Source organism: Kitasatospora sp. NPDC001095, assembly GCF_053598615.1.
Genome location: NZ_JBSFKQ010000001.1, coordinates 184,500 through 207,985, shown reverse-complemented (window position 1 = coordinate 207,985; position 23,486 = coordinate 184,500). Strand labels below are relative to the sequence as shown.

Here is a 23,486-nt window from a genome sequence, read left to right as displayed (position 1 = left end):
TGACGGCGGTCTGCCACTGGTGCTGGAAGGTGGTGCCGTTGAGGGCGAAGACTTCGAGTCGGCCGTCGGGGGCCTTGCCGAGTTCGATCTCGCTGTCGGCGGGGCCTCCACCCGTGGGGTCCCAGCCGGACCAGCCGCCGTTGGGTGCCGTCTGGTACTTGTGGTAGACGCCGGCGGGTCCTGAGGCGAAGACTTCGAGGCGTCCGTCCTGGTTGGAGCCGACGGCGATGTCGTGGCCTCCGGTGCCGAAGTCCTCCCAGCCGGACCAGGTGCCGGAGGGTTGGAGTTGGTAGCGGTGTTGGAAGGTGCTGCCGTTGATGGCGAACACCTCCAACCTGCCGTCCGCGTTGGAGCCGACGGCGAGTTCCGCGCCGCCGGGGCCGCCGAGGTTCTCCCACTCGGACCAGCCGCCGTTGATCGCGGTCTGCCAGGCGTGGGAGACGCCGTTCGCCCCGGCCGCGAAGACCTCCAGGCGTCCGTCCGCCGACCGCGCCGAGACCACTCGCCCGGACTCCGCCGGATACACCAACGGGGCGGGGCTCGGGCCGCTTCCGGGAACGCAGGGCACGGTGACACCGCGCTCCGTGAGGTACGGCTCCGGGTCGGTGCGCACGGACGCGTCCGGGTCGGCCCAGACCCGCAGGTGCAGGTGCGGGCCGGTGGCTTCGCCCTCGCTGCCCATCAGCGCGATCTGCTGGCCGGCCGTCACGTGGTCGCCGGCGGCCACGTCCCGTTCGTACATGTGCCCGTACTCGGTGATGGTCCCGTCCGGGTGCAGGATCCGGATCCACTGGCCGTAGCCCTGGGCCGTGCCGGAGATCAGTACCTGGCCGTCGCCGACCGCGTAGATCGGTGCGCCGTAGTCGTTGGCGATGTCGATGCCGTTGTGCCCCGCGGAGTAGTGCTGGGAGACCTGGCCGCGGGCCGGGCAGGCCGCCGCGAACCCGGCGGCCCGGGTGGCCTGGGCGGTTGCGGCCGTGGCGGGAGCGGACACGGCGGGAGCCGCCACGGCGGAGGCTGCCGGCACGGTGAACGGCAGCAACAGGGCGGCGACCGCGGCCAGGGCCGGCCGCGAGAAGCGGGAGATCATCGGAGCGCCCCTCACGCCTTGCGGAGGCGGTCGATGATGCCGTCGATGTCGCGCCGGAACATGTAGTCGCGGATGAAGTGGCCGCCCGGCTCCTCGTGGGCCTCGTACGGGATGCCCGCGCCGTCCAGCAGGGCGCGGAACTCCCGCTGGCCGGCCAGCACCGCGGTCTCGTTGAAGGTGTCGAAGGGGTTGGTCGGGTCGGGGCTGGTCCCGGCCACCAGGAAGATCCGCTTGTTGCGGTAGCTCTCCAGGCGCTCGACCGGGTTGTCGGCGGTCACCCTCGCCTGGTCCCACAGCGGCGCGCCGTAGATGGTGCCGCCGGCCAGGTCCTTGACGGCGGCGGACACGTTGGCCCAGTGCACGACCGCGCCGTTGTCGCGGCGCAGGCTGGCCGGGCCGGAGTGGGCGCTGACCGAGGCGAAGTGGCCCCAGTACTTGGCGGCGTACTTCAGTGCGCCGAAGCCGCCCATGGAGAATCCGGCCACGGCGCGGCCGTCGTACTCGGCGTAGGTGCGGAAGTTGGCGTCGACCCAGGGGATCAGCTGGTTGATGTGGAAGCTCTCCCAGTTGCGGGGGCCCACGTTGGTGCCGACCGGGTTGGAGTACCAGCCGGCCTGCCCGCCGTCGGGCATCACGACGATCAGCGGCTTGCCGATGGTCCAGTCGCGGACGCCCTGGTGGTCGAACTCGATGAAGTCCTGGAGGCCGCCGTGCAGCAGGTAGAGCACGGGGTAGGTGCGTCCGCTGGTGTGGTAGTCGTCGGGGAGCAGCACGTTGACGGCGGGCTGCCAGCCGATCTCGGCGGTCGCGAAGCGGTAGTACCACATCCGGGAGTCGCCCTCGTTGCGGTCGGTGATGTGCAGCCCGAAGCCGTCGTCGGCCGCGCGGGCCGCCGAAGCCGTCGCGAGGACGCTCGCGCCGCCGAGCGCCAGCGCGGCGCCGAGCCCGCCGGCGGACTTGAGGATGCTCCTGCGGGTGGGGTGGTTCGCGGTCACCGTGACCTCCAGAACGCGCGTGACGGCGGCCCGTCCGGACCGCCGGATGTCCGACGGTTCGGACGGTAGCCATCCGCCGCAGGGCACGGAACCCGGAACCATACGGACTGACAACGACGGGTCCGGACACGGAGACTGGTGCGTTCCCGGCGCTGCGGGTGGCGGCGACGGGGTGGCAGCCCGGCGAAGCCGGTGGGGTCCCTTCGACGGCTGCGGACGGCCCTTCCACGGACAGCGTCGATGAAGGCCGCCGCGTAGCCCTGCACCGCGCAGTACCGGGCCCGGGCCGCCGGGCCGGGTTCCCGCCTGGGCAGGCCGTTGTTGGGGGCCGGCAGGATCAGCGGGGCCGGTGCGGAGGTGGACCCAGGGGGCGCCCACAGGGTGCCGGGGAGCTCGCCGAGGGTGAATTCGCGTTCGAGGACGCCGTCGTCGGGGCGCTGCTCGGAGGCGAGGCGCAGGGTCGTGCCCTTTCGGGGGTGCTCAGGACGGCGCTCCCGGATGACGACCTATCGCCCGACCGTGACCCCGGAGGGGACACCCATGCCGATACCGAGTTCACGGGTACCACCTCCTCGTTCTTTCACACGGCCTCCGGCAAAGTGGCAGTCGTCACCGCGTTCCGCCGAACGGTGTTCGCCCGGTGCCGTGGCGGGATGTCACGAAGCCCGGAGCCGAAAAGCCCGTACCGTTCGCCCCTTGGATGGAGCAGCATGGCCCCTGTGTCCGATACCTCAGTACTCACTCGCGCCGAGGCCGTCGAGCGCCACCGGCTGCTCGACGTCCACACCGTCCACGTCGACCTCGACCTGACCCGCGGACCGGAGCTGTTCGGCTCCACCACGGTGATCCGCTTCGGCTGCGCCACCCCGGGCGCCGGGACGTTCCTGGACGTCAAGCCGGCCGCCCTGCACCGGGTGGCGCTGAACGGCCGCGAACTGGACGTCGCCGCCCTGCGGGCCGGGCGCTTCCCGCTGACTGACCTGGCGGCCGACAACGAGCTCACCGTCGAGGCCGACATGGCCTACTCGCACACCGGCGAGGGCATGCACCGCTTCACCGACCCCGCCGACGGCGAGGACTACGTCTACACCCAGTCCTTCCTCGACGACGGCCCGCGGGTGTTCGCGTCCTTCGACCAGCCCGACCTCAAGGCGCGGTACACGGTGTCCGTCACCGCGCCGCAGCAGTGGACCGTGGTCGGCAACAGCCTGGGCCGCCAGGTCTCGCCCGGCCGCTGGGAGTTCGCGCCCACCCCGGCGATCAGCAGCTACCTGGTCTCCGTGGTGGCCGGCCCGCTGCACTCGGTGCGCGCCGAGCACGACGGGATCCCGCTCGGCCTGCACTGCCGCCGCTCGCTCGCCGACCACCTGGACGCCGACGTCGACGAGCTGCTGGAGATCACCCGGCAGGGCTTCGACCACTACCACCGGGTCTTCCGGCACCGGTACCCCTTCGACAGCTACGACCAGTGCTTCGTACCGGAGTTCAACGCCGGCGCGATGGAGAACCCGGGCTGCGTCACCCTGCGCGACGAGTTCGTCTTCCGGTCCGCCGTGCCCGACACCAAGCGCGAGGAGCGCGCCATGGTGGTCATCCACGAGATGGCGCACATGTGGTTCGGCGACCTGGTCACCATGAAGTGGTGGGACGACCTGTGGCTGAACGAGTCCTTCGCCGAGTACATGGCCTACAGCGTCACCGCCTCCTCCACCCGCTTCACCAGCGCCTGGACCGGCTTCGCCGCCAACCGCAAGACCTGGGGCTACGACGCCGACCAGCGCCCCTCCACCCACCCGGTGGCACCCGGCACGGTGGACGACACCGCCCAGGCGTTGCAGAACTTCGACGGCATCTCCTACGCCAAGGGCGCCGCCGCACTGCGCCAACTGGTCGCCTGGCTCGGCGAGGATGCCTTCCTGGCCGGAGTCAACGACTACTTCGACGAGCACGCCTTCGGCAACGCCACCCTCGACGACCTGCTCCGGGCCCTGGCGGCGACGAGCGGCCGCGACGTCCACGGCTGGGCCGACCGCTGGCTGCGCACCACCGGCGTGGACACCCTGCGGCTGACCGACGGCCGGATCGAGCAGACCTCGGCCGACGGCACGCTGCGCCCGCACCAGCTGACCGTGGCCCACTACCGGCGCACCGCCGAGGGAGCCCTGGAGCAGGCCGACCGCGTGTCGGTCGACCTGGCGGCCGGTGCCACCGTCACGCCGCCGGCCGGTGCCGAGCTGACCCTGCTCAACGACACCGACCTCACCTTCGCCAAGATCCGCCTCGACCCCGGCTCCTGGCAGGCCGTGCGCTCCTCGCTCGGCGCCGTGCCCGAGGAGCTGGCCCGGGCGGTGCTCTGGAGCGCCGCCCGGGACCAGGTGCGCGACGGGGAGCTGGCGCCCGGCGAGTACCTGCGGCTGGTCGCCGACCACCTGCCCGGTGAGACCTCGGTGCACCTGGTGGACGCGGTGCTCTCCTTCGCCCGCGAGTTCGTGGTGGACTGCGCGCTGCCGCAGTCCGGGCGCCCGCAGGCACTGGCCGCACTGGCTCAGGTCTGCCGCACCCTGCTGCGACGCACCGAGGGCGAGCCGGGCCGCACCGATCTGCGCCTGATGACCGTGCGCGGCGTGATCGCCACCGCCGACGGCGAGTCGCAGGCCGCCGAGCTGCGCGACTGGCTGGCGGCCGGCACGGTACCCGGCGGGCCGGTGCTCGACCCGGACCTGCGCTGGCAGCTGCTGCTGCGGCTGTGCGTGCTCGGTGCGGCGGGTGAGCCGGAGATCGCCGCCGAACTCGCCGCCGACCCCAGCAGCACCAGCCAGGAGGGCGCCGCCCGCTGCCGTGCCGCGCTGCCCGACCCCGCGGCCAAGGAGGCCGCCTGGCAGGCGCTGTTCCACGGCGAGCTCTCCAACTACCTGGCCATCGCCACCGCCCGGGGGCTGTGGCAGCCCGAGCAGGCCGACCTGCTGGAGGAGCTGATCGCGCGCTACTTCAAGGAGCTGGGGCCGGCCGCCGGCCGCCGCGGCCCCGCGCTGGCCCGGGTGCTCACCACGGCGGGCTTCCCGGCCTTCGCCGCCACCGAGCAGACGGTGCGGGCGGCCGAGGCCTGCCTGGCCGACCCGGACCTCACCGCGGCGACCCGGCGCGGACTGGTGGACCAGCTGGACACGCTGCGCCGCGCCGTCCGGGCGCGGGCGCTGACCGAGCGGTAGCACCGGGGCGACGGCCGCGGTCGCTGCCGGAGCCGCTGCCGCTGCCGGAGCCGCTGCCGCCGGAGCCGGAGCCGCTGCCGCCGGAGCCGGAGCCGGTGCCGGGTCGGGAACCGAACCCGATCCGGCACCGGCATCGGCTCCAACCCCCTCCCGCCCACCGGAGGCCTCAGCAGCTCTCCTCGATGTAGAGGAGGGTCAGGAGGCCGTCCGCGGAGGCGAACTCGTAGGGGTGGTAGCTCGGTGCCTCGTCCGCGTGCAGCCGGTCCTTGATCTCGTGCCAGGCCGCGAGCCGGTCGGCCGCCGGGACGTGGCGGAAGTGTCCGCCGGCGCCCTCTCCCACGATCAGCACGTTCGCCTGGGTCGCCAGACGCCTGGCGAGGTTGCGGTGGAGCGGACCGCGGACCTTGCGCCACAGCCGGCCGTCGTCGTCGGTGAACTCCGTACGGCTGGCCGGGGACGGGATGCCTTCGCCGTACCAGTACTCGACCGGCGGCAGCGCGGCCGTGATCTCGGCCATGGTCTCGGGACGTCGGCGTTTCCTGGGCATGGCCCAACTCTCCCAAGTCTTCGAGTTCCGGACAACGTGCTGGTGTGAGGCCCCGGGCAGGCCGGCGGGCCCCGGCTCAGACGTCGGTCCCGAGGCCACCGGCGCCCTCGCCACGATCGCCGCCCGCTGGAGCCCGGAACACCTGCTCGGCCAGGGGAAGCTCCGCCCCGTCCTGGGAGCGTCCTTCGGACCGGGCGACCTCCGGATGCGGGCAACACCCGGCAGGGGTGACGGAGAAGCAGTTCCCGGTCGGCGCCCTGCCATACGGTGAATGCGACAAGCCCTCAACAGTAACGCTTTTAATAACTCGTTATGGTCGCCGACCTTCCTCAGCGACGGCAGACCCGCAAGGCTTCGCTCTGTTTCCGCCGGAACGCGCGACCGCGCCGCCGGCGCCGTACGGGGAGGACCCACCATCGTGCCCAAGAGGCAACACCGACGGCTGCTGCTGCCCGCCGTCACCCTGACCGTGCTCGGGCTGACCACCACCCAGGCCCTCGCCGCGCCCGGCGGCGAACCCGGGCCGCGTCCGCACCAGGCCCAGCACCAGGCCGAGATCGGGCAGAAGCACGCGAAGAAGGTCCGGGACCAGGCGGCTGCCTCCGGCCCGTCGTTCAGCGCCAAGGCCGAGGCCCCCGGGGAGGACGGGGGCGACGAGGCGGAGAACTCCGCCGAGGGCACCGCGCAGTACACCGAGGCCCGCACCGCCCCCGGCGTGATCGCGCCGGGCGCCTACGGCGCGGCCTGGGCGCAGCTGCAGTCGATGCCGCACACCGGCGGCAACTGGGACCACGTCACGGACAAGCCGTACGACTCCGACGACCCGCGCTACCGGGACGTCAACTCCAACTCCAGCGGCGGATCCGGGTACGTGACCGGCCGGATCACCGGGATCGCGGCCGACGCCGACGGCTACGTGTACGCGGGCGGCGCCAACGGCGGCGTGTTCCGCTCCCGCACCGGCGGCGGCCAGTGGCAGTCCATCTCGGACAAGCTCCCGTCCCTCTCGACGGGCACCCTGAACCTGGACCGCGGCGGCCGGCTCTGGTACGCCACCGGTGAGTCCAACACCGGCGCGACCTCGTACGTCGGCACCGGCGTGTACGTGCTCGCGGACCCGAAGCGCGGCGAGTTCCAGCCCGGCATGCGGGTCGGCGGCGCCGAGCTGGAGTCCACCGTCATCCACGCGCTGCGCTTCGGCGGCGGCAAGGTGTGGGCGGCCACCAGCCGGGGCGTGTGGAGCCACTCCACGACGGACCTCTCGGGCCCGTGGGTGCTGGAGTTCGCCCCCAACCCCGAGTACCTGCCCGGCGGTTCGAAGGCCGGTGACCCGGCCGCGCCGTACAAGAACATCGCCAACGACATCGCGATCGACCCCAGGGACCCCGGCAAGGTCGTCCTGGCGGTCGGCTGGCGCGGCGGCGACACCTACAACGGCTTCTACGGCAAGGCCGCGGACGGAAGCTGGCAGCGGGTCGGCTCGCTCGGCGACCTTCCGACCGACGCCGCGAACGTCGGCAACGTGACCTTCGCCGCTTCCGCGGACGGCTCCCGCTACTACGCCATCGACCAGTCACCCGAGGTCGCGGCGACCGACCCCGACACCGGCCTCAAGGGAATCTACGTCTCCAAGTCCGGCTCCCCGTTCGGGCCGTGGACCCAGATCGCGGACAAGGAGAAGCTCAGGAACTCCGGCTCGGCGCTGCAGGACGAGGGCTACCAGCCCGGCATCCAGGCCTGGTACAACCAGTCCCTGCAGGTCGACCCGGCCGACCCGGACCACGTCTACGCGGGCCTGGAGGAGGTCCTGGAGACGAAGAACGGCGGCTCCACCTGGACCGTCCCGGGCCCGTACTGGAACTTCGGCTTCCCGTGCTGGAGCATCGACCCGGCCAAGCAGAGCGGTGACTGCCCGCAGACCACCCACTCCGACCAGCACGCCGTCGCCTTCGGCGCGAACAAGGGCAAGTCCAGTGTGTACGTCGGCAACGACGGTGGCATCTACAGCCGCCCGGTCAACGGCGCGGCGGACGCCTCCGGCCACGCCACGGACTGGAAGTCCCTGGCCGACGGCACCATGGACACCCTGCAGTACTACTCGGTCGGCGTCGGCAAGGACCCGGCGGACCGCTCCGGGCGGGGCGTGATCGTCAGCGGCGGCATGCAGGACAACGGCGAGTCGATCCTGCGCGCCCACGACAAGGTGATGGGCTCCAACTTCGGCGGCGACGGCGCCGACACCATCGTCGACCCGAACAACGGCTGCAACATCGCCGAGGAGTACGTCTACCTCGACATCTGGGTCACCCAGAACTGCGCTGTCAACAACGGCAATTGGAAGACCGACCCGGCCAAGGCCACCTCGTACGAGGTCGCCCCGCCGGACAAGGAAGCCGGCACCGCCCGCTTCATCGCGCCGATCACCGCCGACCCGAAGGACATCGACACCTGGATCGCCGGCGGCCGGCACGTCTGGGTGCAGCACAAGGGCTACGCGATCCGCAGCGGCAGCGAATGGACCAGCGCCTACGACCTGGGCGCCGGCCACGTCGCCACCGCGGTGGCGACCGTGAACGGGACGGTGTACGCGGGCTGGTGCGGCCCGTGCAACAACGTCGGCTTCAGCCGCGGCATCGCGGTGGGCAAGACCGACGGCACCGGCTGGCACCAGCTCGCCCTGCCGGTCGACGGCACCCTGCCCAACCGCTACATCTCCTCCTTCGCGGTGGACGAGAACGACGCCCAGCACGTCTTCGTCGCCTTCAACGGCTTCTCCCGCACCTGGACCGAGGGCCCCGGCGCCGGTGTCGGCCACCTCTTCGAGACCCGCGACGGCGGCGCCAACTGGACCGACGTCTCGGCCAACCTGCCCGACGTCCCCGCCACCTCGGTCAGGATCCTGCCCAACGGCGGCCTCGTCCTCGGCGGCGACCTCGCCGCGTTCTACCGCGCACCGGGCACCACCGACTGGCGGGTCCTCGGCCGCAACCTGCCCACCACTGCGGTGCAGCAGTTGAAGACCGGCCCTGACGGCAAGCTCTACGCCGCCACCTTCGGCCGCGGCATCTGGTCCTTCGACCTGCGCCGCCTCGGCCACGGCCGCTACGACGAGACGGACGGCTGACCGGCCGCACCCTCCCTGTCCGCCGCTGCCCGGCCCGCTCCGTACGAGCGGGCCGGGCAGCGGCGTTCGCGCGCGGCGGGGGCGGGTGAGCGGGGGCCGGTCAGGATGTGGGGCGGGCCGCCGGGTGGTCCACGAGGTCCGCGTCCTCGGCGCCGGCGGTGTCGCTGAGCCCGAGGCGCAGGTGCTCGGTGTGGTAGACGGCCTGGTCGAGGAGTTCGGCGACGTGGTTGTCGTACAGGGCGTACACCACCGAGCGGCCCTGCCGGGTGCCGACGACCAGGCCGAGGTTGCGCAGCAGCCGCAGCTGGTGGGAGCAGGCGGACTGCTCCATGCCGACGGCGTGGGCGAGTTCGGTGGCCGCGCAGGGCCCTTCTCGCAGGCGGGCGAGGATCAGCAGCCGGGACGGGGTGGCCAGGGCTTGCAGGGTGGTCGCCACCCGCACGGCGTTGTCCGCGTCCAGGCGGGTGCGCGGGACGGCGTTGTTCGCGGGAGCGGCTCCATGACCCATGCGCCAATACTACAGACGACACATGAAGAGGTGTTCATGTATTCCTGTATCGTGGACCGGGTCGTCACTCCTGCCCGTGGCCTGTGCGAAGGGTCCTGCCTGCCATGTCCTCCACCCTGACCGAACGCTTCGCCCCCGCGGCGTCCGCCGCGTCCGCCGACGCCGCCCCCCGTCGGCGGACGCGGATCCTCTCGCTGCCCGAGGCCCGGTGGGCCCTCGCCGCGACAGTGCTGTTCCTGGTCGCATTGCCGTTGCAGCTGACCGGCGCCCCGGCCTGGGCCTGGGGCCCGCTCCACGCTCTCGCCTACGCCACCGGCGGCTGGGAGCCGGCCTGGGCCGGGCTGCAGGCGCTGCGCGAGAAGACGCTCGACGTCGACCTGCTGATGATCGTCGCCGCGCTCGGCGCCGCCGCGGTCGGCCAGGTGATGGACGGCGCCCTGCTGATCGTCATCTTCGCCACCTCCGGCGCGCTGGAGGCCGTCGCCACCGCCCGCACCGCCGACTCGGTACGCGGCCTGCTCGACCTCGCCCCGGCGACGGCGACCCGGCTGGCGGACGGCGGCGCCGAGGAGACCGTCCCGACCGGGCGGCTGGCCGTGGGCGACACCGTGCTGGTGCGGCCCGGCGAACGGATCGGCGCCGACGGGCGGGTCCTGGACGGCGCGAGCGAAGTCGACCAGGCCACCATCACCGGCGAGCCGCTGCCGGTCGCCAAGGAGACGGGCGACGAGGTGTTCGCCGGCACCCTGAACGGCACCGGCGCGCTGCGGATCAAGGTCGAGCGGGACGCCTCCGACTCGGTGATCGCCCGGATCGTGAAGATGGTCGAGGAGGCCTCCGAGACCAAGGCGCCCACCCAGCTGTTCATCGAGAAGGTCGAGCAGCGCTACTCGATCGGCATGGTGATCGCGACCCTGGCCGTCTTCGCGGTCCCGCTGGCCTTCGGCGCCGCGTTCACCGGCTCGCTGCTCCGGGCGATGACCTTCATGATCGTCGCCTCCCCGTGCGCCGTCGTGCTGGCCACCATGCCGCCGCTGCTGTCCGCGATCGCCAACGCCGGCCGCCACGGCGTGCTCGTCAAGTCCGCCGTCGTCATGGAGCGGCTCGGCGCGGTCGACGCCGTTGCCCTGGACAAGACCGGCACCCTCACCGAGGGCACGCCCCACGTCACCGACATCCGCCCCCTGGCCGACGCCGGACTGACGGAGGAGGAACTGCTGGCACTGGCGGCGGCCGCCGAGCACCCCAGCGAGCACCCGCTCGCCCGCGCCGTCGTCGACGCCGCTCGCACCCGCGGCCTGGCCCTGGCGCCGGCCGAGGCCTTCACTTCCGCCCCCGGCATCGGCGTCACCGCCACCGTTGCCGGCCGCGCCGTCGCGGTCGGCGCCCCGGCCCGGCTCGGCAACGGCGCCGACGGCGCCGTCTCCGCCCTCGTCGCCGAACTGGAGGACGGCGGCCGCACCACGGTCCTGGTCGAGGCCGACGGCGTTCCGGTCGGCGTGCTCGGCCTCGCCGACCGGCTGCGCCCGGACGCCGCCGCCACCGTCACCGCGCTGACCACCCTGACGGGCACGGCACCGGTGCTGGTCACCGGCGACAACCCGCGCGCCGCCGCCCGCCTGGCCGCCGAGGTCGGCATCGCCGACGTGCGCGCCGGGCTGCTGCCCCAGGACAAGGTCGCCGCCGTCCGGGAGCGGGAGAAGGCCGGACGGAAGGTGCTGGTCATCGGCGACGGCGTCAACGACGCCCCCGCGCTGGCCGCCGCCCACACCGGCATCGCCATGGGCCGGGCCGGCTCCGACCTCGCCCTGGAGACCGCCGACGCGGTGATCGTGCGCGACGAACTCGCCACCGTCCCCGCCGTCGTCTCCCTCTCCCGCCGGGCCCGCGCCCTCGTGGTGCAGAACCTGGTGATCGCCTCGGTGTTCATCACCGGACTGGCGGTCTGGGACCTGGTCGCCATCCTCCCGCTGCCGCTCGGCGTCCTCGGCCACGAGGGCTCCACCGTCATCGTCGGCCTCAACGGCCTGTGCCTGCTGCGCGAGGCCGCCTGGACCCGGGCCCGCGCCGAAGGCCGCCGGTGAGCCCGCGCGGCCTTCGGGCCGGCGCACCGGCCCGCGAACATTCCACGCCCTGGCCGCCACCAGCGTGATGGGCATTCGGCCGATGCCGCCGGGCGGCGGAGGCGGCGGATGTCTAGCGTGGCGACCCGGGGGCCACACGGAGAACTTCCGCGGGTCGGGACGACCGGTCCCGTCCGCCTTCCAGAAGGCAGTACACATGAAGCTTCGGGCATGTTCGAGCGCGCTGGTGACCGGCGCGCTCACCCTCGCGCTGACCGCCGCCGCGTCCCCGTCCGGGGGCGGCGGCCAGCCGTTCCTGGACCGGCTCAACACCGTGTCCACCGTCGCGTCCACCGTCCCCGAGAACGGCGACGTCAACCCGTACGGCGTGTTCACGATCCAGGAGAGCGCCGGCAACCTGCACCGGGGCAACGTCCTGGTCAGCAACTTCAACAACGCGGCGAACCCGCCCGCGGGGGAGCAGGGCCGGGGCACGACGCTGGTCCAGATCACCCCGGACGGGACCAGGACCACGTTCGCCACCATCGACCCGAACAACCTTCCGGGCCCCTGCCCCGGCGGGGTCGGGCTCACCACGGCGCTGACGGTGCTGCCCGGCGGCTGGGTCGTGGTCGGCAGCCTCCCCACCGCCGACGGCACGTCCGACACCGCCCAGGCCGGGTGTCTGCTGGTGCTCGACAAGCACGGCACGGTCCGCGAGACCATCGCGGGGGACGGCATCAACGGGCCGTGGGACATGACCGCCGTCAGCTTCGGCGAGCGGAGCGAGCTGTTCGTGACCAACGTCCTCAACGGGACGGTCGCCGCCGGCGGTGCCCAGGTCGACCAGGGGACCGTCCTGCGGATCACCCTGTGCACCGAGGAGGGCGGCCTGCCGCAGCGGGTGGCCACCACCGAGATCGGGTCGGGCTTCCCCGAACGGACGGACCCGGCGGCCCTGGTGGTCGGCCCGACCGGCGTCGGCCTCGGCCACGACGGCACGCTGTTCGTCGCCGACGCGGTGCTCAGCCGGATCACCGCGATCCCGCACGCGCTGGACCGGCAGGACAGCGCCGGGACCGGGCGGGTCGTCACCTCGGGCGGCGCCCTCAACGGCCCGCTGGGGATGGCCCTCACGCCCCGCGGCGACGTCCTGACGGTCAACGGCGGGGACGGCAACATCGTCGAGACCACCCCGGCCGGCCGGCAGGTGGCGGTCAAGCAGATCAACAACGAGGGCACCCCGCCCGGCGCGGGCGCGCTCTTCGGCCTCGCACTGGACCTCGACCGCGACGCCGTCTACTTCGTCAACAACGCCGACAACGTCCTCGACGTCCTGCACTGAGCGGGAACTCCCGGGGGGAGCCGGCGCTTCGCCTCTCGTCCCGAAGTCCGTTTCCCACCAAGGGAGTAGGGTCCGTCCCCGTTCGCGGGGGGGCGGACCCTCGGCATGGCCGGCCACCGCGCCGCGTCGGCCCGGTAGGGTACGTACCGATCTTGGCAAGTCCCTTGTTCGGCAACCTTCTTGACGCTTGGGGGCGCGGTGACAGACCTCTCGGACTCCATCGAATCGGTCCGGCAACTCGCCGCGGGCTGGCGGGCCATGGTGCTCGACCGCGACGCCGGCGCCGACGTGCGGGACCTCCCCGGCATAGCCGTGCGCTGGGCCGACTGCCGGTTCGCGTTCTGGAACTGCCTCACGCTGACCGAGGTGGGCGCGGGCGCGGACCTCGTCGGGGAACGGCTGCGGCAGGCCGCGGACCTCATGCGCGCCAAGGAACACCCTGGCTTCCTCTGGCTGTTCGAGGACCTGCTCACCGACGAGGCCCGGGCGGCGCTGGCGACGGCGGCCGACGAGGCGGGCCTCCGGTACGCCTTCCCGGGGACGGGCATGGCCGGGGACCTCCTGCCCATCCCGGAGCCGGCCCACCCCGAGCTGACCTTCGTCCGGGTGGCGACCGACGAGCACCTGCGGGCCTACGCGGACATCAACTCCCGCGGGTACGGCTTCCCCCTGGAGGACGGCCGTGACGGTCTGCTCGGATCCGTCCTGTGGAAGAAGGACGTCCACGCCTACCTGGCCCTGCGCGACGGCGTCCCGGTCGCCTGCGCCGCCACCGTGGAGACGGACGGCCGCCTCTTCGTCGTCCTGGTCGCCACCGACCCGCAGTGGCAGCGCCGGGGCTACGGCGAGGCGGTCACGCGCAAGGCCCTCCACGAGGGCGCCCGCGCCACCGGGCTGACCCGCGCCACCCTCCACGCGACGGTCGCCGGGGCGCCCGTCTACCCACGCATCGGGTTCGAGCCGAACTCGCCGATCCGCTTCTACGACCTGAAGGCCTGAAGGCCTGAAGGTCTGAAGGCTGAAAGACCTGCGGGCCCGAGGGCCCGGGCCTCGACCGGAGGCGCAGAACCGGGCCCCGGGCGGGCGCGTCCGTCCTTCACGACGGCGGCCGATGATCACGGCTGTCGGCCGCCGCCCCTGGAAGGAGCACCGTGACGGACGGTAGGTCGAAGAGCGCGTCGCCCGCCGGCAGAGGCCGTTGGCGTCGCGCCGCGCTGATCGGGTGCGGGGTGCTGCTGCTGGGCCCGGCCGTGCTCGCCGTGGTGCGGCTGTGCGGGTGGGACGACGGCACGGTGTGGGCCCTGCCGATGGCCGGGCTGCCGTACGCGGCGCTGCTCAGCGTGCTGCTGCTGGTGGGTCCGCCGCCGGAATGACCGCATGTCAGCCGCATCCACGCCCGGCCCGCCCCGCCGTCACCCGCCTCGCCGTCACCCGCATGCCGCCGCTCCCACACCGCCGCTCCCACACCGCCGCTCCCACACCGCCGCTCCCACACCGCCCGTTCCAGGGCCTCCCGCGTCCCGCCACGGCGTTCCAGGAAAGGACGAATACGCAGGTCCCCGCGGGTGTCACCGTTCCAGCGTCCCGAACCGCCGGGCGCGGCTGGCGGGCGGGACGGATCCCGGGACAGTCTGTGGTCCGGCGGCGATCGGCACCGAGCCCGAGGGGCGGGCGCCCGACGTCGTCCGCCCGCCGCCGTACGCGGCCACGGCATCGAACGCTCCGTCACGCACCACCGATCCAGAAGGAATCCCCGCCATGCGCACCTCGAACCGAGGCCTGACCGCCGCCCTCCTGGCCGCCGTCGGACTGCTGGCCGCCGGGGCCACCCCGGCCGCCGCCGTCCACGGCGGATCGGACACCACGACCAAGGCCCACCCGTTCGTCGTGGCCCTGGAGACCGCCACGGGCGAGCAGTGGTGCACCGGCGCGCTGATCGCGCCTACCAAGGTGCTCACCGCGGGCCACTGCGTCGCCGAGGCGCAGGACCCGAGCTCACTGCGGGTGATCGCCGGGCGGACCGACCTGACCGGCTCCGGCGGCCAGGTCCGCAGGGTGAAGGGCTACCGGATCGACCCGCGCTACACCGCCGCCCTGGACCACGACTCCGCCGTCCTCACCCTGGACCGTCCGCTGCCGCAGACGCCGGCCCGGGTGGCCCGGGAGGGGGACGCGGCGCTGTACCGGTACGGCCGCACGGCCACGCTGCTGGGCTTCGGGCGCACCGGCTCGGACGGGCCCGGCACGCACCTCAAGCAGGCGCAGCTGACGCTGGCGCCGCCGGCCTCCTGCGACCCGTACACCTCGCCCGGCGACTCGCCGCTGCTCAAGGTCTGCGGTCTGCCGCGGGCCGGTACGACCGACAGTGTCTGCAAGGGGGACTCGGGCGGGCCGCTGGTCGTCGGCGGCGTGGTGATCGGGGTGGTCTCCACCGGCAACAAGTACTGCGACACCCAGCTCCCGCTCTCGGTGTTCACCCGGGCCACCGACGTTCCCGCGCAGCTGCTGTCCTAGCCGCTGCCGCGTCAGGCGACGGCCGCCCGGGCCCGGTGGGGACGCCCTCCCGGGACGGCCTCCCCGTGACGTCCTCCGGATCACTCGGTCGCGGCACCGGGCTGGGCCGCGGCCCACGCGGCCCGCAACGCCGAGAGGCGCGACCTGAGTTCCGGGTCGTCGGCGCTCGAGGCGACCAGGCCCGGCAGGACGACCGCCCGCCCCTTGTGCAGGCGTACCTCGAGGAGGCAGTGATCGATGCCGCGGTTGACCTCCGGTGAGAACCCGAACGACCGCACCTGCGGCCAGGTGACCACCCGTGTCCGCAGCAGGGTCCTGGTGGTGAGGCCCGCGGTGTGCACGGTGGTACTGCCGCAGAAGGGGCCCACGAAGGAGGCGGCGATGACGTAGGCGACGATCACACAGGCCGCGAAGAGGGCGGTCACCGCGGGATTCGGGCCCTTGGCCGCCGCGGTGAGGACGAAGGCGAGGGCACAGGCCAGAGTGGTCGGGAAGAGGACCAGGGTCCTCCGGCCCGTCCGCCGGAACCGGATCGGCGCCTTGAAGTAGCGCTGCCCGTCGCGCCGATCGCCCATGGTGCCCCCGCTCGCTCTGCCGACGAAGGTCATTGTCGTGGAGGCAGTGGGCGGAGGCCAGCCTGTGGCGGGGCGGTTTCGGTGGGGAGGCCGAGGGTGCCCCGGATCCGGGGCCAGGAGAGTGGCATGTGCCGGTCAGGGGTGATGGGCGGGGGAGAGGAAGGTGGTGAGGAGGGGGTTGAGGGTTCGGGCGGCGGCCATGGGGAGGTTGTGGTGGGAGCTGTCTGGGAGGACGGCGACTTCTGCGCGGGGGAGGGTCCGAGCGGTCCGGGCGGCGCGGTGGGGGTCGTGGGCGCGGCTGTGGGCGGCGAGGAGGGCGAGGACGGGGGCGGTGAGGGTGCGGAGGCGTTCGGCCGAGGGGCGGGGGCCGGTGACGACGCGGGAGGCGGGGAAGTCGGCGTAGCCGAGGGCGTACAGCTCGCGCCAGGCGGGGTCGAGGGCGGGGGTGCCGGCGGTCTCCCAGTCGAGGTAGGAGTGGGCACGGGCCGGAGTGCGGCCCGGGAGGAACAGGGGGAGGGCGCGCAGCAGGTAGCCGGGGCGGTAGCCCGTGAGGCACAGGCTGGGATCGAGCAGGGCGAGCCGGCCGACCCGGGCGGGGGCGTGCAGGGCGTACTCCAGGGCGATCCAGCCGCCGTAGGAGTGGCCGCAGAAGTCGGCCCGGGGGATGCCGAGTTCGTCGAGGACGGCGTCCATCCAGCCGAGCAGCCCGGGGACGCCGTCGAGGGCGGCGCCGTCGTGGACGCTGCGGCCGGGGTCGCCGATGAGGTCGACGGCGAGGACGCGGTGTCCGGCCCGGGCCCAGGCGCCGACGTTGGCGAACCACATGGTGGAGGTGGCGCCGCCGCCGTGGAGCAGGACGAGCGGGCGGCCGTCGGCGGGTCCGCAGGCGTTGATCCGGGTGGTGCCGTGGGCGGTGCGGACGGTGAGCGCCTCGACCGGGACGGGCCAGCGGGCGAGCAGGGCGTCGTAGGCGGCGAGGAAGGGAGTGAGGGAGGGGGCGGTGCGGGCGGACATCTGGGCCTCCGCTGGTGTGGTGTGATGACGGCCGAGTGGCTGGACCACTCGCCCGACAAGTGTCACGCTGAGCAAGTATCTCGCTGAACGAGAGAATAGTGGCACATGCCTGCCCGAGGAAGGACGACAGGGTGTCCGAGGTTGCCGAGCCGATGCGGCTGGTCCATCTGCTGCGCGGTCTGACCGTCGAACTCGATCTGTTCGGCGCCGAGTTCGCGTCCCGCAACGGTCTGCACCCGACTGACCTGCGGGCGCTGATCCATCTGCTGGATGCGGCCAGGGCCGGGGAGGTGGTCACCCCGGGTCGACTCGGCGAGGCGCTGGGTCTGAACTCGGCCGGCACCACCGGGCTGGTGGACCGCTTGGAGCGGCTCGGGCTGATCCGGCGCGAGCGCGACCCGCAGGACCGGCGCCGGGTGCGGCTGCTGGTGGAGGAGCGGGCGATGGAGCTCGGGGAGAGCTTCTTCGGCGGGCTGATCGGCGATCTGCTCGCGGCGATGCGGCAGTTCGGGCCGGGGGAGCTGGACACGGCCCGGCGCTTCCTGACGGCCATGGCCGAGGTGGTGGCGGCCGCCCGGGAGAGGTGAACGGCCGCGGCTACGCGGGACCGAGGGTCCAGCTGATCACCGACAGGGTCGCCATCGACAGCAGCGTCGACCAGAGCACCGCGTCCCGGGCGAGGGCCGTGCCCTGCCGGTACTCGCGGGCGTAGGTGTACACGTTCTGCGCGGTGGGCAGCGCGGAGAACAGCACCACGGTGAGGAGTTGGTGGGCGGGCAGGTGGAGCAGCGGGCCGGCCACGGTGAGGGCGACCAGCGGCTGGACCAGGGTCTTGAGCACGACGGTCAGCCCGACCTCGGTGCGGCGTGGACGGCTGTCGACCGGCGGGCGGTTGTGCAGCGAGATGCCGAGGGTGACCAGGGCGGTCGGAACGCCCGCGCCGCCGAGCAGTTCGCAGGAACGATTCAGCTCGGCGGGCAGGTGTGCGCCGGTCGCCGAGGCGAGCGCGCCCAGTGCGGTGGCCAGCAGGATCGGGTTGCGGACGGGCAGGGTGAGCAGGGCCCGCCGGCCGGCCGCGCCGCCGTCCAGGACGGCCAGGACGGCGGGGGTGACCACCAGGATCTGGAACAGCACGACGGGCGCGACGAAGGAGGCGTCGCCGAGGACCTGCATGGTCACCGGGATGCCGAGGTTGGCCGAGTTGACGTAGCCGGAGGCCATCGCGCCGACGGCCAGTTCGCCGGGCTTGCGGTGGAACAGCAGCCGCCCGGCGAGCAGCCCGAGGCCGATCGCGACCACGGTGCCCGCTGTGAAGGCGAGCATCGAGGCGTTGGCGAAACGGTCCAGCGGGGTGCGGGAGATCATCAGGAACAGCGCAGCCGGCATCGCCACGTGGAAGACGAACCGGTTGAGCACCGTCTCGGCCTGCGGTCCGAGCAGCCCGGTACGGCCGACCACGTAGCCGACGCCGGTGAGTGCCCAGATCGGCGCGAAGGCGGACAGCAGGGGGTGCAGGGCTGGCATGGTTCCTCGGATCGCTCGGACGGGTCTGCCGGGTGCGACGGGGGTCTCCCGTCGGGGGCGCGACTCCCGAGCGCGTGACCCCCGAAGCCCATGAACCCCCGGGGCAGTAAAGCAGTGGCCGCCGGCGGGGTGGTCGACGGGCCCGGCCCGGAGCGGTCCGAGGAGGCCGGTCGTACGGGAGCAGGGCCGGTGGTACGGAGCCCGCCCCCGGGTCGGGCCGACCGTCCGGGCCTACGATGAGCCGATGGAGGATCATCAGTACCTGAGCCTGTCCGAGGTGGAGTCGATCGCGCGCCGGGCCCACCAGGGGCAGGTGGACAAGAACGGCCACCCGTACGGCGAGCACATCGCGGCGGTCGCCCGCGGGACGGCGGCGCGCGGCGGCAGCGACGCGCAGATCGCGGCGGGCTGGCTGCACGACACCGTCGAGGACGACCGGCTGAGCCGGGAGTGGCTGGCCGGCGCCGCGCTGCCGCAGGAGACCAAGGCGATCGTGGACGCGCTCACCCGGCGCCCGGACGAGCCGGTCGAGGAGTACACCGCGCGCATCCTGGACACGCCGGGCGCGCTGCTGGTCAAGCGCGCGGACCTGGCGCACAACTCCGATCCGGCCCGCCTCGCCACGCTGGACCCGGCGACCGCCGAGCGGCTGAGCGCCAAGTACGCGCGGATGCGCGAGCTGCTCGGGCTCACCGGCGAGCTGTAGTCCGCGGACGGACCGTCCGGGCCACCCGCGGAGCCACGCCGCCCCGGGGAGCCGCACCCGGGCCACCGGCAACCACGAGAGGGCCCGGACCACGCGGGTCGCGCGGGTCCGGGCCCTCTCGGGCACCCCGGTGGCCCCTGTCCGACCCCCGGGGTGTGGGGGAGTGGTCAGGTCACGGGTGGAGTTCGGTGAGCCGGTGGGTCGGCTTAGTACCAGTGGTGGGACTGCCAGAAGTTCCAGGCGGCGTTCGGGCTGCCGTAGCGGGAGTTCATGTAGTCCAGCGCCCACTTGATCTGGGTGGTCGGGTTGGTCCTCCAGTCCGAGCCGTGCGAGGCCATCTTGGAGCCCGGCAGCGCCTGAGCCAGGCCGTACGCGCCCGAGCTCGGGTTGGTCGCGGTCACGTTCCAGCTCGACTCGTGGGCGATGATCTGGCTGAACGACGCCAGCTGGTTGGCCGGCACGATCTGGGCGGCGATCGCCTGCGGGGAGGCGGTGGCGGCGTTCGCGGTGGCGGGCATGACACCCGCGCCCAGGGCGGTCAGACCGGCGGCGCCGGCGAGAATCGCGGCGGAGGTGCGCTTACGGAGCTTGAAAGCGGGCATGAAGAAAAGGACCTCAATCGGGTTGGGCCGAATCACTCCCCGCCCAGGACCACGGCCGAACAGGGGCCGGAAAGGTCACGGGGCGTGAATCGGCGGCAAGCCGTTCACCGGTGGGACAGGAGCCGGTGCGGCTGACGACGGAGCCATTGTTGGCAGACCGGGCGGGCCGTCGCCAAGACCCCCTCGGTACGACTCCCGGTCGTACCGGAACGGCCGGCCATGGATTCGAAAGCGCGCTCGCGCGGGGCCCGCCGGGCGGCGCTGAGCTGCGCGAACGCGGGGGGTGTGGGGCGGCGCGGGCGCCCCGGAGGCCTCTACTACCACCCGTCGTGGTGGTTGATCACGTGTGAGCGCACTCACCGTGCGGGGCCCGGTGGGCGTCACGCCCCGGCCCGGGCGCGGCACGGTGGGTACAGACGATCAACCCGGCGCTGAGACCGGCGCCACACCGTCACCCCGAGGCCGGCGCGCCACACGGCGGTGGTCAGGACGCCCTCCTCAGCGCAGGTCGCCCAGCCGCCGGTGCCGGAGGGCGCGGGCCGCGAGCCGGTCCGCCTCGGTGGCCGCCGCCAGGGTGCCGAGCGCCGCACCGACCGCCTGCCCGAGCCGGGTGCAGAAGGCCTCCGGTTCCTCGGCGGCGTCCGGCAGCTCCGGGACCACCTCGTCGACCAGCCCGACCTCGGCCAAATGGCGCGCCCCGATCCCCTGGGAGCGGGCCAGCTCGGCGGCGTGGGCGCCGTCCCGGTGGACGATCGCCGAGGCGCCCTCCGGCGGCAGCGGCGCCAGCCAGGCGTGCTCGGCGGCGATCACCCGGTCCGCCGGGAGCAGGGCGAGCGCCCCGCCGCCCGAGCCCTGGCCGAGCAGCACGGCCAGGACGGGCGTGCGCAGTGCGAGCAGGGTGGTCAGGCAGTGGGCGATCTCCACCGCGATGCCCTCCAGCTCGGCCGCGGCGGACAGCTCGGCGCCCGCCGTGTCCACCACGGTGACCAGCGGCAGCCCGAGTTGCTCGGCCAGGTGGGCGGTGCGCCGTACGGCCCGCAGGTCGGCGGCGGTGAAGGGGCGATCGTGCTCCGGGGTCCGGCGCTGCTGGCCGACGACCAGGACGGGCCGCCCGCCGAGCACGGCCAGCGCCCGGACCAGCGCGCCGTCACGGCCGCCGGGGGCGTCCAGCAGGACGAGTTCCTCGGTGGTGTGCCGCAGCAGCTCGCGGGTGCCCGGGCGGTCCGGGCGACGGGTGCGGCGGACGGAGTCCCAGGCGTCGGGGTCTCCCGGCGTGCGCGCGGGGTCCGTAGCGGGGGACACCGCTGCCGTGGGAGACGGTGGCGCAGTAGGAGGGGAGGGCGGTGTGGCGGCGAGGACGGCGAGCGTGCGGCGGAGCAGCTCGCGCAGCTCCTGCGGCGGGACGACGGCGTCCACCAGCCCCTGGCCGGCGAGCGTCTCGGCCCGCTGGACGTCCGGCGGCAGCTCCACGCCGCGCAGTTCCTCGTACACGCGCGGGCCGAGGAAGCCGAGCCGGGCGCCCGGCTCGGCGAGGACCAGTTGCCCGAGCGTGCCCCAGGAGGCGAAGACCCCGCCCATGGTGGGGTTGCGCAGGTAGGTGAGGTAGGGGAGGCCGGCGGCGCGGTGGGTCTGGACGGCGGCGGTGATCCGCAGCATGCAGAGGAAGGCCGCGGAGCCCTCCTGCATCCGCGTCCCGCCGGAGACCGGCAGGGCGAGCAGCGGCAGCCGCTCGGCGGTGGCGCGTTCGACGGCGCGGGTGATCCGCTCGGCGGTGGCGACGCCGATCGAGCCGCCGAGGAAGCCGAACTCGGAGGCGACCAGGGCGACCGGCCGGCCGTCGATCAGGCCGACGCCGGTGAGGACCGCCTCGTCCAGGCCGGTGCGCTCGCGGGCGCGGTCGAGCGAGGCCCGGTAGCGGGGGTCGGCCCGGTCGACGGCCGGCGGCTCGTCCCAGCCGCGGAAGCCGCCCGGGTCGACCAGCAGGCCGATCAACTGGTGGGCCGTCAGTGCCGTGCCCGAGCCCGTACCCATGTCCACCCCGTCAGAGATCGTCCGGCCCGCCGTGATCCGTCACTCTATGCGGTGCGGTCGGGGCGCGGCGAGGGCCGGATCGGGCGCGCGGGACGGCCTCGGCGCCCGTTCGACGACGGTCGGCCCCTGCGTCGGGCGGGCGGTTCGCGGACGTTCCGCAGTCGGTTCGAGAGTCGGCCGAGGCAGCGTGCGTACGGCTCAAGTCCCCTTGGGTAAAGGGTAGTTACTCGCTGGTTAATAGTTTCCCCGAAAGCTTCCGGAGTTGACGGTGTCTCGCCACACTGGTGGACATGACTCGCCCTCTACGCGCGTGGAAGTCCCGCGCCGCCGCCATCACCGCCGTCGCCCTGATGACCCTCGCCCCGGTCGCCGTCGCCACCGACGCGCACGCCGACGTGAGCGGCTCGGTCTGCCTCTCCGCCCTCCCGCCGCAGGCCACCGACACCCTCGACCTGATCGCCTCCGACGGGCCGTTCCCCTACTCCCAGGACGGCGTCGTCTTCCAGAACCGGGAGGGCGTCCTGCCCAGTGAGTCCTACGGCTACTACCACGAGTACACCGTCGTCACCCCGGGCTCCCCGACCCGCGGCGCCCGCCGGATCGTGACCGGCCAGGCCTACCAGGAGGACTACTACACCGGCGACCACTACGCCACGTTCTCCCTGATCGACCAGACCTGCTGAGTTCCCGCCACCCGGCCGCGACTGCCGCAGCAGCGCGGCAGCCGTGGCCGGGTTCAGAGCTCGGACGGCCCCCAGGCCCCCACCGTCAGCTCGTCCCCGACCCGCAGCGTGCCGGGCCGCAGCACCGCGAACTTGCTGCCGAACGCCACCCCGCCGGCCGCCGCCCGGCGGTACCGGGCCAGCGTGCGCAGCGGCTCCGGGCCGGCCTTGGTGCCGCGGTCCTGGTCCACCAGCGTCACCGCGCAGCGGATCGCCAGCTTGGCGTAGCCCAGTTCGGCCCCGCCCACCTCGACCCGGCGGACCAGGTCCTCGGTGTGCGGCTCGCTCCAGCCGTCCACCACCACGTTCGGGCGGAACCGGTCCATCGGCATCGGCCGGGCACCGGAGAGCTCGTCGAAGCGCTCCAGCGAGGCGCGCGACAGCATGTGCACGGCGCAGCTGTCCGCGTAGCCCGAGGTGCCCGGGACCAGTCCGTCGGTCACCCGGTCGTGCTCCGGCGGCACCCGGACCAGCCGGCTGCGCGCACCCAGCACCTCGGAGAGCCAGCCGGCGGCCTCCTCGCCCTGGTCGATGCCGAGGAGCGGCAGCTTGAACAGCCGCACCGGGCGGCGCGGGCCCTCGGCGTCCACCGCGACCGACACCGGCTCCACCCCCGCGGCGGCCAGCGTCAGCGTGCGGCCGTCCTGCGCCACCGTCGGGCGGACGGTGGCCAGCGCCGGATCCAGGCGCTGGGAGCGGAACACGCCCTCCTCGTCCACCACCATGAAAGCCCGGTCGTGGGCCAGCCCCGCCGGGGTGAGCTCCGCCTGCGCGGCCGCCACTGCGGCGCACCCCTTCACCGGGTAGTACCGCAGCTCCGTCACCGTGGCCATCGTCCTGCCGCCCCCTTGGCGTCCGCGTTCCGTGGATCGTGCCGACCCCAGAGGGTAGTTGAGGGCCCCGGTCAGCGTGGTGGG

At 73.7% G+C, this 23,486-nt stretch carries 20 protein-coding genes and 1 pseudogene; 10 read left to right on the top strand and 11 right to left on the bottom strand.

Annotated elements, in window-relative coordinates; all coding sequences use genetic code 11:
• From ACWDBB_RS00905 to ACWDBB_RS00895, 3 genes and pseudogenes are all read right to left on the bottom strand, one after another.
• The coding region (locus ACWDBB_RS00905) for a peptidoglycan DD-metalloendopeptidase family protein (protein WP_449787578.1) at positions 1-1,090 on the bottom strand (1,090 nt) is incomplete at its 3' end.
• A gap of 11 nt (positions 1,091-1,101) precedes the next feature.
• Positions 1,102-2,085 carry an alpha/beta hydrolase gene (locus ACWDBB_RS00900; RefSeq protein WP_449787577.1) on the bottom strand — a complete coding sequence of 328 codons (984 nt, stop codon included), beginning with the start codon at positions 2,083-2,085 and terminating at the stop codon, positions 1,102-1,104.
• A gap of 233 nt (positions 2,086-2,318) precedes the next feature.
• Positions 2,319-2,543: pseudogene (locus ACWDBB_RS00895) on the bottom strand (alpha/beta hydrolase); the annotation flags it as partial.
• Positions 2,544-2,804: 261 nt separating this feature from the next.
• On the opposite strand from ACWDBB_RS00895, the gene pepN reads away from it, so the two are divergent.
• Complete coding sequence (pepN, locus tag ACWDBB_RS00890; RefSeq protein WP_449787576.1) at positions 2,805-5,294, top strand: aminopeptidase N; 2,490 nt, start codon at positions 2,805-2,807, stop codon at positions 5,292-5,294.
• A gap of 166 nt (positions 5,295-5,460) precedes the next feature.
• Here pepN and ACWDBB_RS00885 read toward each other — a convergent pair whose 3' ends face one another.
• Positions 5,461-5,841 (bottom strand): hypothetical protein, encoded by a 381-nt coding sequence (locus ACWDBB_RS00885; protein ID WP_449787575.1) that lies wholly within the window; start codon positions 5,839-5,841, stop codon positions 5,461-5,463.
• 418 nt (positions 5,842-6,259) lie between these two features.
• Between ACWDBB_RS00885 and ACWDBB_RS00880 the strand changes: the two genes are divergently transcribed.
• Positions 6,260-8,965, top strand: a complete 2,706-nt coding sequence (locus ACWDBB_RS00880; protein ID WP_449787574.1) for a glycosyl hydrolase — start codon at positions 6,260-6,262, stop codon at positions 8,963-8,965.
• Between the two features lie 100 nt (positions 8,966-9,065).
• On the opposite strand, the gene ACWDBB_RS00875 is transcribed toward ACWDBB_RS00880, so the two are convergent.
• Positions 9,066-9,473, bottom strand: coding sequence for an ArsR/SmtB family transcription factor (locus ACWDBB_RS00875; RefSeq protein ID WP_449787573.1), 408 nt, complete (start codon positions 9,471-9,473; stop codon positions 9,066-9,068).
• Positions 9,474-9,577: 104 nt separating this feature from the next.
• On the opposite strand from ACWDBB_RS00875, the gene ACWDBB_RS00870 reads away from it, so the two are divergent.
• The 5 genes from ACWDBB_RS00870 to ACWDBB_RS00850 all read left to right on the top strand — a co-directional run bounded on the left by ACWDBB_RS00870 (position 9,578) and on the right by ACWDBB_RS00850 (position 15,395).
• Positions 9,578-11,557: a heavy metal translocating P-type ATPase gene (locus ACWDBB_RS00870; protein ID WP_449787572.1), complete on the top strand. Its 1,980-nt coding sequence runs from the start codon at positions 9,578-9,580 to the stop codon at positions 11,555-11,557.
• A gap of 196 nt (positions 11,558-11,753) precedes the next feature.
• The gene (locus tag ACWDBB_RS00865; RefSeq protein ID WP_449787571.1) at positions 11,754-12,881 is read left to right on the top strand and encodes a hypothetical protein; all 1,128 of its coding nucleotides are present in this window, start codon (positions 11,754-11,756) and stop codon (positions 12,879-12,881) included.
• Between the two features lie 198 nt (positions 12,882-13,079).
• Positions 13,080-13,880, top strand: a complete 801-nt coding sequence (locus ACWDBB_RS00860; RefSeq protein WP_449787570.1) for a GNAT family N-acetyltransferase — start codon at positions 13,080-13,082, stop codon at positions 13,878-13,880.
• Between the two features lie 152 nt (positions 13,881-14,032).
• Complete coding sequence (locus ACWDBB_RS00855) at positions 14,033-14,254, top strand: hypothetical protein (RefSeq protein ID WP_449787569.1); 222 nt, start codon at positions 14,033-14,035, stop codon at positions 14,252-14,254.
• A gap of 385 nt (positions 14,255-14,639) precedes the next feature.
• Entirely contained in the window at positions 14,640-15,395 is a 756-nt protein-coding gene (locus ACWDBB_RS00850; RefSeq protein ID WP_449787568.1) for a S1 family peptidase, read from the top strand.
• Positions 15,396-15,475: 80 nt separating this feature from the next.
• On the opposite strand, the gene ACWDBB_RS00845 is transcribed toward ACWDBB_RS00850, so the two are convergent.
• Both ACWDBB_RS00845 and ACWDBB_RS00840 read right to left on the bottom strand, forming a co-directional pair.
• Positions 15,476-15,970, bottom strand: a complete 495-nt coding sequence (locus ACWDBB_RS00845) for a PH domain-containing protein (protein ID WP_449787567.1) — start codon at positions 15,968-15,970, stop codon at positions 15,476-15,478.
• Positions 15,971-16,105: 135 nt separating this feature from the next.
• Positions 16,106-16,984, bottom strand: a complete 879-nt coding sequence (locus ACWDBB_RS00840) for an alpha/beta fold hydrolase (RefSeq protein ID WP_449787566.1) — start codon at positions 16,982-16,984, stop codon at positions 16,106-16,108.
• Between the two features lie 152 nt (positions 16,985-17,136).
• Here ACWDBB_RS00840 and ACWDBB_RS00835 point away from each other — a divergent pair, with 152 nt between their 5' ends.
• The gene (locus ACWDBB_RS00835) at positions 17,137-17,571 is read left to right on the top strand and encodes a MarR family winged helix-turn-helix transcriptional regulator (RefSeq protein ID WP_449787765.1); all 435 of its coding nucleotides are present in this window, start codon (positions 17,137-17,139) and stop codon (positions 17,569-17,571) included.
• Positions 17,572-17,581: 10 nt separating this feature from the next.
• On the opposite strand, the gene ACWDBB_RS00830 is transcribed toward ACWDBB_RS00835, so the two are convergent.
• The gene (locus tag ACWDBB_RS00830) at positions 17,582-18,508 is read right to left on the bottom strand and encodes an AEC family transporter (protein ID WP_449787565.1); all 927 of its coding nucleotides are present in this window, start codon (positions 18,506-18,508) and stop codon (positions 17,582-17,584) included.
• 244 nt (positions 18,509-18,752) lie between these two features.
• Here ACWDBB_RS00830 and ACWDBB_RS00825 point away from each other — a divergent pair, with 244 nt between their 5' ends.
• Positions 18,753-19,214 carry an HD domain-containing protein gene (locus ACWDBB_RS00825; RefSeq protein ID WP_449787564.1) on the top strand — a complete coding sequence of 154 codons (462 nt, stop codon included), beginning with the start codon at positions 18,753-18,755 and terminating at the stop codon, positions 19,212-19,214.
• A gap of 206 nt (positions 19,215-19,420) precedes the next feature.
• On the opposite strand, the gene ACWDBB_RS00820 is transcribed toward ACWDBB_RS00825, so the two are convergent.
• Entirely contained in the window at positions 19,421-19,816 is a 396-nt protein-coding gene (locus tag ACWDBB_RS00820) for an aggregation-promoting factor C-terminal-like domain-containing protein (protein WP_449787563.1), read from the bottom strand.
• Positions 19,817-20,314: 498 nt separating this feature from the next.
• The gene (locus ACWDBB_RS00815) at positions 20,315-21,847 is read right to left on the bottom strand and encodes a carboxyl transferase domain-containing protein (protein ID WP_449787764.1); all 1,533 of its coding nucleotides are present in this window, start codon (positions 21,845-21,847) and stop codon (positions 20,315-20,317) included.
• A gap of 290 nt (positions 21,848-22,137) precedes the next feature.
• On the opposite strand from ACWDBB_RS00815, the gene ACWDBB_RS00810 reads away from it, so the two are divergent.
• A complete protein-coding gene (locus tag ACWDBB_RS00810; protein WP_449787562.1) occupies positions 22,138-22,530 on the top strand; it encodes a ribonuclease in 393 nt (130 codons plus the stop codon).
• Between the two features lie 53 nt (positions 22,531-22,583).
• Here the strand turns inward: ACWDBB_RS00810 and ACWDBB_RS00805 are convergent, their stop codons facing one another.
• The gene (locus ACWDBB_RS00805; protein ID WP_449787561.1) at positions 22,584-23,402 is read right to left on the bottom strand and encodes an MOSC domain-containing protein; all 819 of its coding nucleotides are present in this window, start codon (positions 23,400-23,402) and stop codon (positions 22,584-22,586) included.
• Between the last annotated feature and the right edge of the window lie 84 nt (positions 23,403-23,486).

What these genes read in the sequence shown, in the direction of transcription:
- ACWDBB_RS00885 (WP_449787575.1), bottom strand. Translation starts at nt 5,841, where the DNA reads ATGCCCAGGAAACGCCGACGTCCCGAGACCATGGCCGAGATCACGGCC.
- ACWDBB_RS00875 (WP_449787573.1), bottom strand. Translation starts at nt 9,473, where the DNA reads ATGGGTCATGGAGCCGCTCCCGCGAACAACGCCGTCCCGCGCACCCGC.
- ACWDBB_RS00870 (WP_449787572.1), top strand. Translation starts at nt 9,578, where the DNA reads ATGTCCTCCACCCTGACCGAACGCTTCGCCCCCGCGGCGTCCGCCGCG.
- ACWDBB_RS00865 (WP_449787571.1), top strand. Translation starts at nt 11,754, where the DNA reads ATGAAGCTTCGGGCATGTTCGAGCGCGCTGGTGACCGGCGCGCTCACC.
- ACWDBB_RS00850 (WP_449787568.1), top strand. Translation starts at nt 14,640, where the DNA reads ATGCGCACCTCGAACCGAGGCCTGACCGCCGCCCTCCTGGCCGCCGTC.
- ACWDBB_RS00845 (WP_449787567.1), bottom strand. Translation starts at nt 15,970, where the DNA reads ATGGGCGATCGGCGCGACGGGCAGCGCTACTTCAAGGCGCCGATCCGG.
- ACWDBB_RS00840 (WP_449787566.1), bottom strand. Translation starts at nt 16,984, where the DNA reads ATGTCCGCCCGCACCGCCCCCTCCCTCACTCCCTTCCTCGCCGCCTAC.
- ACWDBB_RS00835 (WP_449787765.1), top strand. Translation starts at nt 17,137, where the DNA reads ATGCGGCTGGTCCATCTGCTGCGCGGTCTGACCGTCGAACTCGATCTG.
- ACWDBB_RS00830 (WP_449787565.1), bottom strand. Translation starts at nt 18,508, where the DNA reads ATGCCAGCCCTGCACCCCCTGCTGTCCGCCTTCGCGCCGATCTGGGCA.
- ACWDBB_RS00825 (WP_449787564.1), top strand. Translation starts at nt 18,753, where the DNA reads ATGGAGGATCATCAGTACCTGAGCCTGTCCGAGGTGGAGTCGATCGCG.
- ACWDBB_RS00820 (WP_449787563.1), bottom strand. Translation starts at nt 19,816, where the DNA reads ATGCCCGCTTTCAAGCTCCGTAAGCGCACCTCCGCCGCGATTCTCGCC.
- ACWDBB_RS00815 (WP_449787764.1), bottom strand. Translation starts at nt 21,847, where the DNA reads ATGGGTACGGGCTCGGGCACGGCACTGACGGCCCACCAGTTGATCGGC.
- ACWDBB_RS00810 (WP_449787562.1), top strand. Translation starts at nt 22,138, where the DNA reads ATGACTCGCCCTCTACGCGCGTGGAAGTCCCGCGCCGCCGCCATCACC.
- ACWDBB_RS00805 (WP_449787561.1), bottom strand. Translation starts at nt 23,402, where the DNA reads ATGGCCACGGTGACGGAGCTGCGGTACTACCCGGTGAAGGGGTGCGCC.